The organism is Gemmatimonadota bacterium, assembly GCA_016720805.1.
GTDB lineage: Bacteria > Gemmatimonadota > Gemmatimonadetes > Gemmatimonadales > GWC2-71-9 > Palsa-1233.
Genome location: JADKJZ010000014.1, coordinates 439,021 through 451,794 on the forward strand (window position 1 = coordinate 439,021; position 12,774 = coordinate 451,794).

The following is a 12,774-nucleotide window of genomic DNA, read 5'->3' on the forward strand; positions in this document are numbered from 1 at the left end:
CGATAATCGGGTCGCTCGCGCCATCCCTCCGACGCCCTCCCGGCCTACTTGCCGATCGACTTGCCGAGCTCCACGACGATGCTGTCGATGGCGGCGATCATCCGGGTGCTTCCCAGCGTGTGATGATTGGCCTGGATCGAAAAGACGAGGACACGGCCATCGCTCCGCTCGACGTACCCACTCAGCGAATTGACCCGTGAGATGGTGCCGCTCTTGGCTCGAACCCGCCCCTCGATCGGTGTCCCGAGAAAGCGGCGGCGCAGCGAACCGGTTGCCCCGCTCTGCGGCAGTGCGGCCGCGATCACATCGTAACGCGGATGCTTGCGGATGTAACTCAGCATGGTGGTGAAGGCTCGCGGGGCGATCAGGTTGTTGGCCGCGAGTCCGGAACCATCTTCGACGGCGATCTCCGTCGAGTCGACCTTCATCGAGTCGATCAGGAAGCGTCGGGTGACTCGGCGCCCCTCCTGCCACGACCCGGCGGTGCCGAACTGCTTGCCCACCTGCTTGAGCAGCGTTTCGGCGAACCAGTTCTGCGACGAATTCAGGATCGGGAAGATCCAGTCGGACACCGGACGCGAGCGCACTTCGCCGAGTGCGGGCGCGCCGCGGGCATGCCGGTAGGCGAGGGAGTCCGTAGTGGAGCGAGTGGCCCCGCGGACCACGATGCCCTCTGCGGCCAATTCGCGACGGAGGGCCAGCGCCGCGTAGCGATTGGGGTCTGCCACGGCGGCGTTCTCGGTGCGCGCGGCGGTGCCGGCCGGCAGGAATCCTGACGCCACCCAGCCGCTGCCGTCGTCGCTCCGGAGAATATCGAAGGTGCTCCGGCTCCCCTTGGCACCGGTCTCGGCACGGAGCTCGAGCCGCCCGGCGCCGACTTCAGGGCTCATGGTGATCCGGGGCGGAACACCCGCGCTGTCGCCCGCCGTGATCCGGAAGTCGACGCTGTTGTCGTTGAAGCCGAGGCCCGAGACCGGCGCGGCATACCACCAGTTCAGGTCGTAGGCTTCCCACGACGGGTGAATGAGCATCGGTTCGAAGTAGGAGCCGTCACCGATCAGGTCTCCCGCGACGGTCCGCACGCCGCGGGCGCGCAACTGTCGCGCGAGCTCCATCAGCTTGGCGGCGGGGTCGGTATCGCAGGCGCCCACCACGGTTTCGTCGACGTCGTAACAGCGCCTCGAGAAGGTCGGATCGCCACGGCCATAGAAGACCAGGTCGCCCTGCAGCACGCCATCCACGATGGGACCAGTCCCATACAGCGAGGTCGTGACCGTAAATCCCGGGTCGAAGAGCGCGGCCGCGACGGTCGCCACCACCAGCTTGGTGTTGCTTGCGGGGATGAAGAGGCGATCGGCGTTGCGGCCATAGAGCAGGTGGCCGTCGAGGTCGGTCACGGCGACGCCCCAGAGGAGTCGGTCGAGTCCCGGGCCATCGAGGCGGGCGTCGAGTCGCTTGGTCAGCGATTGCGCGGTGAGCGGGGTTGCGGCGGCGAGCAGCGCAGCCAGCAGGAGGCGACTACGAGCGATCATGGGCGACTCGGGGATCGGCGGCGGCGTAGCAGAGGTCAGTGATCAGGTTGACCAGGACGAAGACCAGCGAAAGAAAGAGAATACCACCCTGAATGGCAGGGAGGTCACGCTTGTCGATGGCAGTGAGGATGTACCGCCCCACGCCGGGCCAGGAGAAGATCGTCTCGGTGAGGATCGACCCGGTGAGGTACGATCCGAAGTCGAGGCCCACCACCGTGATGATCGGCAGCAGCGCGTTGCCGAGCGCGTGGCGGAGAATCACCGTGTGTGCCGGCAGTCCCTTGGCGCGGGCGGTGCGGACCAGTTCGGAGGTCAGCACTTCCCGCATCGCCGAGCGCGTCATCCGGGCCAGGAAGGCGATCGAACGCATGCCGAGCGTGACGGCGGGGAGGACGAGGAAGAGCAGCCCGCCGTAGCCCGACGGGGGGAACCAGCGCAACGTCACCGCGAAGCCGAGAATCAGGAGCAGACCGACCCAGTAGACCGGGAAGGAGATGCCGAGATAGGCGCCCAGGGTGGCCACGCGGTCGCCCCAGGAGCCGGGGCGCACCGCGCCGTAGATCCCCACCGCGAGGCCGAGGGTCACGGCGATCAGCATCGCGGCGCAGGCGAGCTTGAGCGTGGCCGGGAAGCGCTGACGGAGTTCACGCACAATGGGACGCCGGGTGATGTAGCTGCGGCCGAGGTCGCCGCGGGCCACGCCGGCCACGTAGCGGCCGAAGCGGACCGCGATCGGGTCGTCGAGTCGGAGTTCCGCGCGTGCGCGGGCCACGGCCGCCGCATCGGCGCGCTCGCCGACGATCGCCGCGACCGGATCGCCCGGTGCGAGATAGAGCAGGGCGAACGTCACCGCCAGCACGCCGAGGAGCGTCGGCACCAGGAGCGCCAGCCGCAGCAGGATGTAGCGGATCACCGAACTTCCCGGACGGTGGCCCAGCGCTGGCCGGTGAAGACCACCGGGTAGCTCCAGCCGGTGATCGACGGCTGACGGGCCCAGAGGTCGGTCGGGAACCAGCAGAAGATCCAGGGGGCCTCATCGAAGACGGACTGGTCGATCCGGCGGAGCAGTGCCGCCTTGGCGGTGGAGTCGGGGGTGCCCCGGGCGGTCATGAGCATCGAATCCAGTGCTGGACGCTTCAGGAAGGCGTAGTTCCCGCCGGTGCCGGCGTTGCTGGAGTGGAAGAGCGGAAAGGTGAAGTTCTCGCCGTCGGGGTAGTCCGCCCACCAATCCGAGAGAAAGAGATCGGCGTCTCCCTTGCGGGCGGCCGCGCGAGCCGTCGAGGCATCACGTTCGACGATTTCCACGGTGACGCCGACGCGGCCGAGATCCGCTTGCACGGCCTGGGCAATGCGCGCGAACTCAGCGCGCGGTGAGCGCCAGAGCTGCAGCGTCAATCCGGTGGCGAAGCCCGCCTCGGCCAGCAGCGACCTTGCCTTGGCCTGGTCGAACGCGTATCGGGTTCGGGTGCTGTCGTAGCCGTCGAGCCCGGGCGGTATGCTGCCCGCCGCGAGGACGCCACGATGGTGCATGACGCGGTCGAGGATCGCGGGGATGTTGACCGCATGGTTGAGGGCGCGGCGCACGCGGACATCGGCAAGCGGGCCGCGGGTGGTGTTGATGGCGATGTAGACGGCGCGCATGGCGGCGCGGCGTTGCAGCACCCGATCGGTGGCGGCCTCCCAGACGGCCGTTTCGCTGACGGGGATCTCGACCACCGAGAGCCGCTTCGACTCGAACTCGGCGCCCTGGGTGAACGTTTCCGGAATGATCCGAACGCGCAGCGTGTCGCTCGCGGCGGGGCCGCCCCACCATTCGTCGTTGCGGGCAAAGACCAGGAGATCGTCGTGCGACCAGCTCACGAAGCGCCAGGGACCGCTGCCGATCGGCGCTTCGCCGAACTCCTCGGGCGTCGGCGTCGGCACGATGGCGGCGACCGGCATCGCCAGCAATTTGGGGAAGATGTTCAGCGGTTCGGCGAGCGTGAAGGCGATGGTGGAATCGTCGACGGTGGTCAGGCCGACCAGCGTGGCGGCGCCCGAATCGGCCACCGCGGCCGCGCCGAGAATCGGAAGCAGCGGCCAGATGCGACCGCCCTCCTTGCGCATCCGCAGAGCACGATGGAAGGAGGCGATGATGGCCGCCCGGTCCACCACTCGGCCGTCGTGGAAGCGCACTCCCGACCGGAGCCGGAAGGTCCAAGTGGTTCCATCGGCCGTCGGCCACCACGCCGTGGCCAGCCCGGGCACCAGCCTGCCGTCGGGATCGAATTGGGTCAGGTTGTCGAACAGGAGCGCGACGGCTTCGCCGGTGGGCACATCGGTCGAGAGCGCCGGGTCGAGCGAGCGCGGGTCAGCGGTCCAGTAGTAGGTCAGCCCGGGGGGGATGCCGCTGCCACAGGACGCCAGCAACAGGGCAAGGAGCGGGGCGATGGCGCGGGGCATCAGGCTCCGATCTGGGGCGGGGACGTTGGCGTAACCCCTTCAACTAACCAGATTTAGGAAATGCGGTCAATGACGCTTCCTGCTGCTCCCCGCACCCTCCCCTTCGGACGGTGGGCGCTGGCGCTTGCGCTGGCCCTCACCCCGGTCGCCGGGAGTGTCGCGGCACAGGAGGACGCGCTGGTGGTGCGGAAGCTGGACTTCGCCGGCAACAAGGCCCTCGACGACGTGACCTTGGCCGCGGCCATCAGCACGACCAACTCGTCCTTCTTCGCCACCAAGTCGCTGGTGCGCTGGACCGGCCTTGGCACCAAGCGCACCTTCAACGAGCAGGAATTTCGTCGCGATGTCGAGCGGATCCAGGCGCTGTATCGGCGGGCCGGCTATCGCGAGGTGGCGGTGGACACCGTCGTGCGGCGCACGGCGGTCGACGTCTACATCAAGATCACGATCAAGGAGGGCGAGCCGCTTCGGTTGACCTCGCTCGCCCTGCTCGGGCTCGACAGCGTCCCCGATCGCGAACGGTTGGTACGCGACCTGCCGATCGCCGTGGGCGACGTCTTCTCGCGCTTCACCCTGGCGGCGGCACGCGACACGATCCTCGCGCGGCTCCAGGATCTCGGCTTCCCGAGTTCGTCGGCACTTCCGGGACGATTCGGCGAGGACGTGGACGGCCACGTGGCGCAGGCCACGCTTGAATTCCACACCGGACCGCCGGCGGTCTTCGGCCCGGTCACGGTGACGGGTCAGACCCGCGTCGACTCCGGCTTCATCGCGTCGCTCGTGTCGGCGCGCCCCGGCGCGCGCTACCGCTACAACGACCTCTTCCGTTCGCAGCGCGCGCTCTACGCTTCGGAGCTGTTCCGGGTGGCGGATGTCGTCATCGACACGGCGCAGTTCAGCAGTGGCGACACGATCGTCCCGCTGAAGGTGACGGTCGCGGAGGGCCGCGCCCATCGGGCCCGCGCCGCCGTCGGCTTCGCCACCAACGACTGCTTCCGCACCGGGCTCGGCTGGACCGCGCGGAACTTTCTTGGCGGCGGCAAGCTGCTCGACATCAGTGGGCGGCTCTCGAAGATCGGCGTCGGCGATCCGCTCGACTTCGGGGCGCGCAACTCGATCTGTTCGCCCCTGCGCGACGACTCGGTCGGATCGCGGCTGGCGAATTACGGCCTCGACGTCTCGCTCCGTCGGAACGGTTTCCTGTCGCCCGACAACACCCTGACGACGTCGCTCTTTGCCGAGCGGCGCAGCGAGTACAAGGTCTTCCTGCGCGAGGAAGTCGGCGCGGGGGTGTCGATGACCCGGGAGACGGCGGCGCGCATTCCGATCACGCTCTCGTACCGCCTCTCCTACGGCTTCACCAAGGCGAACCCTGCCTCCTTCTGCGCCTTCTTCAACGCGTGCGCGGCTGCCGACATCGCGCAGTTGCAGCAACGTCGCGTCCTCGCCACGGTCGGCCTCTCCGCCGAGCGGGTGCGAGTGAACAACCTCCTTGATCCGACGCGCGGCAGCATCCTGACGGCGGAGGCGACCGTCTCCTCCAAGCTGCTCGGCTCCTCCGCCCAGCAGCAATTCACCCGGGTCGTCGGCGACGCCTCGGGCTTCGTGCCGCTGACGCGGAGCGTCACGCTGGCCGGACACCTGCGCGTCGGGGCGGTCTTCTCGCCCAAATCTGATTTCAGCACCGGGAGCGGCAACTTCGTCCCTCCGGAGCAGCGGTTTTATGCCGGCGGGCCGAACGATGTGCGCGGCTATGATCGCAACGAGCTCGGACCGGTGGTGTACGTCGTGCCTGCTGATTCGGTGCGAGCAGACGACACCTTTCCGGCCTCGGAGGCCAGGATCTCGGCGACCGGCGGCAGCCGCGTGGTCGTGGCGAACCTGGAGCTGCGGCTCCCCTCGCCGATCTTTTCCCCGCGGATGCGATTCGCCGTCTTCACGGACGTGGGCGCGCTCTGGGATCAGGGCGGCACCGCCCGCTGGCGGATGACGCCCGGCGTGGGACTTCGCTTCGCCTCGCCGCTCGGCCCGATCCGGCTCGACATGGGGTTCAACCGGTACGAGCTGGAATCGGGCACGGTGTACACCACGACCGCCGCGGGCGACCTTCGGGTGATCGACACGGGGTTCGTGCGGAAGCGCACGCGCGACTACACCATCCACTTCTCGGTGGGACAGGCGTTCTGATGCGTCGGGTGCGCCTCTTCCTGACCGCCGGTTTCGTCTGGCCCCTGCTGGTGCTGTTCGGCGGCCTGCTCGGAACGGCCGCGGCCGTGCTCTGGTCGCCGCCGGGGCAGCGGTTGCTGGCTCGCGTGGTGACCACGATGATCTCGGGACGGGTGGCGGGGCGTGTCGAAATTGGCGGCATCCGCGGGTCGTTGCTCGGGCATGCCGTGCTGGAGCGGGTGGCCGTGCACGATTCGCTCGGTGGCCTGGTGCTCACCGCCGAGCGGCTGGAGCTGCGCTATACCTTGCCAGAGTTGCTGGCGGGACGGTTGGTGTTTCACGAGGTCCGTGTCGAGCGCCCGGTGATCCATCTGATCCGGCTGCGTCGCTCGCGCTGGAACTACGAGGAAGTCTTCCGCAGCAAGCCGGGTACGCCGGGTGGCTCGTCGGCGCTGGTGGAGCTTCGCGACCTGGTGATTCATGGCGGCACCATTCGGGTCGACGTAGCGACCACGCCGCACGCCCCGAAGTTGCCGACCTCGCGGAACGGCGCGGCCCCGGCCCAACCGCGGATCGAGTCGAGCGCGGACGGTCCGGTGCGCGTCTACGGCCTCACCGAACTGGATGCGCGCGTGCCGCTGGTGCGCATCTCGACGCCGGCGCGCGATCCGATCCTGGTGCGCATCGCCGAACTGCGAGGCAAGCTCGCCGATCCGGCGTTGACGATCACCGCACTGCAGGCCGAGATCATCACGGCGGGTGATTCGTTGCGGTTCACGCTGGACCGCGCCGCGATGCCGGGCACGGTGGTGCAGGGTGGCGGCGCCGTGCGCTGGCCGCAGGACACGATCCTCTTCGACTGGGCGCTCCGTGCCGACACGGTCGACCTCGACGACCTTCGGTGGATCTCACCCGACTTTCCGTCGTGGCAGGGGCGCGGCGAGGTGGTGGCCCGTTCCAACAGCAACACCCAGACCGAGTACCGACTGGAGAAGCTCACGCTCGGGCACGGCGTGGCCCGCGCGGTGGGCCGCATGGTGGCGATCGTCGACACCAAGCGCGGGCTCGGCTTTCGCGACCTCGACCTGGCGTTGACGCAGACGCCGCTTGAGGTGATGCGCCCCTACTTGGACACGTTGCCGTTCGCAGGGATGCTCGAGGGGCGCCTCCGCCTCGATGGCTTCCTCGACGCCATGCGCGTCGCCGGCGACCTGCGGCTCGCCGATGCGCTGGTGCCCGGGCAGCCGATCTCGACCTTCCGCACCGACGGGGTGATTCATTTCGGCGGGGCCGAGGGGGCCGTCTTTGATGGCTTCCAGCTGCTCGACGCGTCGGTCGCGCTCGGCACGGTGCACCGGGTCGTGCCGGCGATGCTGCTCCCGGGGCAGTTGCATCTTGTCGGCCGGCTCAACGGCTCGTGGCAGAACGCGCGGTTCGACGGGTTGGCGGAGCATCAGGCGCCGAACCAGGCCGTCTCGCGCCTGCTCGGCGCGGTGCGTCTCGACACCCGGCGCGAGGTGCTCGGGGTGGAGATGGATGCCACCTTCGACCGACTGTCGTTCGATGCCTTGCGGTCCGGCTATCCCTCGTTGACTCCGCACGGCGGGCTCACGGGACGGATCGTCACCCGCGGCTCGCTCGAGTCCCTTTGGCTCGACGCCGATGTGACCGGGGACCTCGGGACGATCCGCGCGTTGGGGACCATCACCGCGATGGATCCGCGCTGGGCGGCCGATTCGCTCGACCTGACTTTCAGCCGCGTCGACCTCGACGCATTGCTTGGCAAGGGTGGTTCCACGGCGCTCAACGGCCGGATGCGGCTGCACGGTGCGATCGACTCGCTGGTGCCGCCCGACGGCTCGGTCGCGATGGACCTGGATCGATCCCGCGTCGGCGGTCTGACCTTCGACCAGGCGACGCTGCGCCTGGCTGCCTCGGCGGGGATGCTCAACGTCGACAGCGCCGAGGTCCGCTGGCCCGAGGGGCAGATCAGTGGTCGCGGCGCAATCGGCTGGGCGGTTCCCGATTCCGGCTCGCTGCATCTCGAGGCGTGGGCCGCGTCGTTGCAGCCTTTCGATTCGCTGTTGCGCGCGGCCACCGGCATCGTGCGCGACACGCTGGCACCACGGACGCTCGACGGGCTGGCGCGGCTGGCGGTCGATCTGCACGGGTCCCTCGACCGCGCGGCGGTCGTGGCGCGGCTCGATGCCGAAGATGTGGTGCTCGATCAGTGGCGGGTCGGCGTGCTCGGCGCGGATGTCACGGCCGATTCACTCGGGGCCAAGGGGCTGACGCTGGCGTTGACGGCCGATTCGCTCGGCAACGCGACGCTCCTTGGTCGGGCCGTGGCCGTGCAGCTTCGCGGCCGCGCCGACTCGCTGGCGTTCACCGGCGAAGGGCAGCTCAACGGACTGCAACTCGCGACCGCCGGCACGTGGCAGGGAGACTCGACCAAGCAGCGGATCGCGCTCGACTCGCTGGCGCTGGCCTTCCCGCGGCAGCAATGGCGGCTCGAGCGGCCGACGCAGTTCCGGCTCGCCGATGGCCTCGCCACGCTCGACGACACCCTTGCCCTCCGCACCCGTGACGGCAGCGGAGCGATCACCCTGTTCGGCAGTTTCCCTGGTGATGTCCCCGGCACGATGACCGCCAGTGCGGTGGGCCTCGACCTCGCAGACCTCGTGGGCCTGATGCAAGGCGACACCAGTGCCGTGGCGGGCCTCGCGGCACTCGACCTGCGCCTGGGTGGTACGCGCGAGGCGCCGACGATGCGCGGCAGCGCGGCCGTGACCGGCCCGGTGCTCGGCTCGGTGCGGGCCCCCATGGTGCGCGCGGCGTTCGACTACGAGTCGCGGATGCTGCGGTCGCACCTCACGTTCTGGCGAACGGGCGATGCGATGCTTGACGTCGATCTCGCGCTGCCGTTCGACCTCGCCCTGGCCGCCCGCAGCGACCGCAAGCTGCCGGGCCCGATCTCGATCACCGCGCGCGCGGATTCGGTCGACCTCGCCGTCTTCGAGGCCTTCACGCCCAGCATCCGGAACGCCAGCGGGATCGTCCAGCTGGACCTGCAGGGCAGCGGCACGTGGGCGACGCCGCGCCTCGGCGGATCGCTCGCCGTGCGCAACGGCCGCATGCGGCTCCCGTCGCTCGGCGTGACCTACGACCAGGTGGACGGCTGGGCGCGGTTCAGCGGCGACTCGCTGCTGCTCGACTCGCTCTCGATGAATGGTGATGGCGGAACGCTGCGCACCACCGGCAGTGTCCGCTTCGACCAGCTGACGTCGCCGGTGCTCGACCTGACGTTCGACGCGCGCGGCTTCCTGGCGATGAACGTGCCGAACTATCTGAAGCTGCGGGCCGAACAGCTGAACGTCACCTTGCGCGGTCCAGTGGCGCATCCGGTGCTGCGTGGCAGCGGGCACCCTCTCCGGCAGCGTGCTCTACTTCGCCGATCTGGTCACCAAGGACATTGTCGACCTCGAAGACCCGGCCTTCCTGGACCTCGTCGACACGCTCGCGCTCCGTCGGCAGAAACTCGGCGCGGCGTTCCAGAACCGCTTCCTCGACTCGCTCCGGATCGAGGGGCTGCGGTTCCGCCTCGGCACCGAGGTGTGGCTCCGATCGAGCGAAGCCAACGTGCAGCTTGAGGGGTCCGTCACCGTCGACAAGGCCCGGCAGCAGTACCGGCTCGCGGGCACCTTCACCGCGCCGCGCGGGACGTACACGCTCAAGGTGCCGTATCTGCCGGCACGCGACTTCACCGTGGAGAGCGGGACGGTCAGTTACTTCGGATCGCCCGACCTCAACGCCGAGCTCAACCTGCAGGCGCGGCACATCGTGCACACCGGCGGGCGGCGAGGACGTGCCGATCGTGGCGCACATCGAGGGGAGCATCCAGGTGCCGCGGCTGACGCTGTCGAGCCCTGGGCGCAACCTGCCCGATCGCGACCTGATTTCCTTCCTGATGTTCGGAATCCCGCAGGGGCAGCTCGGCGGGAGTCAGCGAGCCCAGGTCACCTCGACGGCGCAGTCACTCCTCGCCGGCGCCTTCACGGCGAGCTCTCCCGCCTGGCGACGGATGCCGGCTTCGACCTCTTCGAGATCCGCTCCGGACTGCTCCAGCGGGGGCAGCAGGGGCCGAGCCTGACGCAACTGCTGGCGGGCTTCCAGCTCTCGCGCCGCTTCTTCGCGACCTTCAACGCCGGCTTCTGCACCGGCGGTGGCTCGAACAGTCCGGTCTTCTCGCGCAACAACCTCGGCGCCTCGCTCGAGTACCGGCTCTCGCGTGAGTTCCGCCTGAAGGCGTCGGCGGAACCGGTGGGTTCCTGTCAGGCGAGCGCCACCAGTACCTTGCTGCCGCGCCGCTACCAGTTCGGTACGGACCTGCTCTGGGAGAGGGAATACTGAGTTGACCAAGGCCATCCTGATCGCCAATCCGAACGCCGCCCGCACGGCGGCCGCGACGGTGCGGCGCATCGAACAGGTCATGACCGGTGCGGGATGGGCGGTGGAGGTCCTCGCCACAGGCGGGCCGGGCGATGCGCGTCGGCTCGCCGAGTACGGCGTGGCGCAGGGTGTCGATGTCGTCGCCGTCTTCGGCGGCGACGGCACCACGATGCAGGCCGCGGCCGCCCTGGTGGGCACCGACGTGGCGCTCGGCCTGCTGCCGGGCGGCACCGGCAACCTGCTGGCGGGTAACCTGCGGCTGCCGAGCAACCCGGTGAAAGCCGCCGAGTTGATGGTGCGTGGTGTACCGACGCGACTCGACCTCGGGCGGATGGAGCGGCCAGATGGCGTGCACTATTTCGCGGTGGCGTGCGGGGCCGGGGTCGATGCGCGCGTGATGGTCGAGACTGAATCGGCGATGAAGCACAAGTGGGGGATGATGGCGTACGTCGCCACCACCTTGCGCATCATTCCGGAGATCCGCAGCGTGCCGTTCCTCGTCACCGTCGATGGGGTGGAGCAGCAGCTCGACGCGGCGATGCTGATGGTGGCCAACTGCGGCGAGGTGATTCCGCCGCTCGTGAAGCTGGGTGCGGGGATCTCGCCGCACGACGGCTACCTCGACCTGGTGGTGTTCCAGGCCAACAAGTTCGGCGGCTCGGTTCGGGCGGTATGGGACCTCCTGCGCGACGCCGAGGGGACCTTCGGGAAGGATGTCTTCGTGGGGTACGCCCGCGGCAAGGAAATCTCGGTGCGGGCGCTGGATGGCGAGCAGCCGGTCCAGATGGATGGCGAAGGCGGCGGCGAGACCCCCTTCACGGCCACGGTGGTGCCGGGCGCGATCGCGGTGATGCTGCCAGCGGAATCGCGGGCGGGGTGATATTGTCAGTGGCGGGGTCCCATCGATGATCGATGATCGATCATCGATGATCGATTCCGCCGAAGCTCACCATTTCCGGATGCCCGTGGATGCCCAACTCGATTCTGCTCATCGATGACGACCTCGCCATCCTCCGCTCGATCGGGGCCCTCTTCGAGCAGCGGGGATGGGACGTCTATCGTGAGCTGACCGGAGAGGCGGGGCTGGCGACCTTTGCGCGCTCGCTCCCGGATGTCGTGCTCCTGGACCTGAATCTGCCGGGGATGGATGGGCTCGAGGTGCTGGAACAGCTGCGCGGTCGCGACACGGCGGTGGTCCTGCTGACCGGCGACAACGATGTGTCCGCCGCGGTGTCGGCGATGCGCAGCGGGGCCGAGAACTTCCTCGTCAAGCCGGTCGAGGCCGAGCACCTGCTCGCGACGTGCGAGCGGGCGGCCGAGAAGGGGCGACTGCGCCGGGTCAATCGGAGCCTGATCGGGCGCGGCGCGCCGGTCGAGGGCTTCGACGGACTCGGTGTGTCGCCGATGATGAAGGAGGTCGCACGGCAGCTCACGCTGCTCGCCCGGAGCGACGGCACGCCGGTGCTGATCCAGGGCGAGCCCGGGACGGAGAAGATGGAGATCGCCCGCCTCCTGCACGACGCGTCGCCCCGCGCCACGGCGCCGTTCATCGAGCTCGCCGACGGGGCCGGGGATCCGGAGTGGCTCGAGACGCTGTTGGTGGGGCGGGAAGGCGGCGACCCCGCGTCGGGCGCCGGCGAGCGGCGGCAGGGCCTGCTCGAGATCGCCGATGGCGGCACGCTCTTTCTGACGGAAGTCGGTGATCTGCCGGGGCCACTCCAGGCGACGCTGGTCGGGGTGCTTGAGCAGCATGCCTTCCGCCGGGTCGGTGGTTCCCGCGAAATTCCGGTCGACGTTCGGGTGGTGGCGGCCACCGCCCATTCCGCGTCGGCGCTGCTCAGCTCCGGTCGCCTGCGTGAAGATCTCTATTACCGGCTGAACGTGATGCCGTTGGTGGTGCCACCGCTTCGCGAGCGGACCCGCGAGGATCTGCTCGGGCTGATTCGCCGGGATCTCCGCGACCTCAGTCGCGCCGCGCCCGGGTCGCCGACGCGGCTGACCGATGATGCACTGGATCGGTTGCTGGGGTACGGTTGGCCGGGCAACGCGCAGGAGCTCCGCAACGTCATCGAGCGGGCGATGCTGCTCGCGCGGGGCGTCGAGGCCATCGGCGCCGAACACCTGCCCGGAGAGTTCCGGGCCAGGGGGGACCGTTCGATCGGCGGCACAATCCGCTGACGATGGA

The 12,774-nt window shown here is 69.2% G+C and carries 7 protein-coding genes; 4 read left to right on the forward strand and 3 right to left on the reverse strand.

Going from position 1 to position 12,774, the window contains the following annotated elements; all coding sequences use genetic code 11:
- Nucleotides 1–44: 44 nt before the first annotated feature.
- From dacB to IPP98_12260, 3 genes are read right to left on the reverse strand one after another with little or no spacing between them, the layout of a single operon-like run.
- Nucleotides 45–1,532 (reverse strand): D-alanyl-D-alanine carboxypeptidase/D-alanyl-D-alanine-endopeptidase, encoded by a 1,488-nt coding sequence (gene dacB / locus IPP98_12250; GenBank protein MBL0179880.1) that lies wholly within the window; start codon nucleotides 1,530–1,532, stop codon nucleotides 45–47.
- Complete coding sequence (locus IPP98_12255) at nucleotides 1,519–2,445, reverse strand: ABC transporter permease (protein ID MBL0179881.1); 927 nt, start codon at nucleotides 2,443–2,445, stop codon at nucleotides 1,519–1,521. Before IPP98_12255 ends, dacB begins: the two co-directional genes overlap by 14 nt.
- Entirely contained in the window at nucleotides 2,442–3,974 is a 1,533-nt protein-coding gene (locus IPP98_12260; GenBank protein ID MBL0179882.1) for an ABC transporter substrate-binding protein, read from the reverse strand. The genes IPP98_12255 and IPP98_12260 overlap by 4 nt, the downstream gene beginning before the upstream one ends.
- Before the next feature lie 69 nt (nucleotides 3,975–4,043).
- Here IPP98_12260 and IPP98_12265 point away from each other — a divergent pair, with 69 nt between their 5' ends.
- From IPP98_12265 to IPP98_12280, 4 genes are all read left to right on the forward strand, one after another.
- On the forward strand, nucleotides 4,044–6,161 hold the full coding sequence (locus IPP98_12265; protein MBL0179883.1) for a BamA/TamA family outer membrane protein: 2,118 nt from the start codon (nucleotides 4,044–4,046) through the stop codon (nucleotides 6,159–6,161).
- Nucleotides 6,161–9,790, forward strand: coding sequence for a translocation/assembly module TamB domain-containing protein (locus IPP98_12270; protein ID MBL0179884.1), 3,630 nt, complete (start codon nucleotides 6,161–6,163; stop codon nucleotides 9,788–9,790). Before IPP98_12265 ends, IPP98_12270 begins: the two co-directional genes overlap by 1 nt.
- Before the next feature lie 761 nt (nucleotides 9,791–10,551).
- Nucleotides 10,552–11,469, forward strand: coding sequence for a diacylglycerol kinase family lipid kinase (locus IPP98_12275; protein MBL0179885.1), 918 nt, complete (start codon nucleotides 10,552–10,554; stop codon nucleotides 11,467–11,469).
- Between the two features lie 89 nt (nucleotides 11,470–11,558).
- Nucleotides 11,559–12,767 (forward strand): sigma-54-dependent Fis family transcriptional regulator, encoded by a 1,209-nt coding sequence (locus IPP98_12280; GenBank protein ID MBL0179886.1) that lies wholly within the window; start codon nucleotides 11,559–11,561, stop codon nucleotides 12,765–12,767.
- Nucleotides 12,768–12,774 lie beyond the last annotated feature (7 nt).

Excerpts from the sequence above, each read along its gene's own strand:
- IPP98_12270 (MBL0179884.1), top strand. The coding sequence starts at position 6,161 with ATGCGTCGGGTGCGCCTCTTCCTGACCGCCGGTTTCGTCTGGCCCCTG.
- IPP98_12265 (MBL0179883.1), top strand. The coding sequence starts at position 4,044 with ATGACGCTTCCTGCTGCTCCCCGCACCCTCCCCTTCGGACGGTGGGCG.
- IPP98_12280 (MBL0179886.1), top strand. The coding sequence starts at position 11,559 with ATGCCCAACTCGATTCTGCTCATCGATGACGACCTCGCCATCCTCCGC.
- IPP98_12260 (MBL0179882.1), bottom strand. The coding sequence starts at position 3,974 with ATGCCCCGCGCCATCGCCCCGCTCCTTGCCCTGTTGCTGGCGTCCTGT.
- dacB (MBL0179880.1), bottom strand. The coding sequence starts at position 1,532 with ATGATCGCTCGTAGTCGCCTCCTGCTGGCTGCGCTGCTCGCCGCCGCA.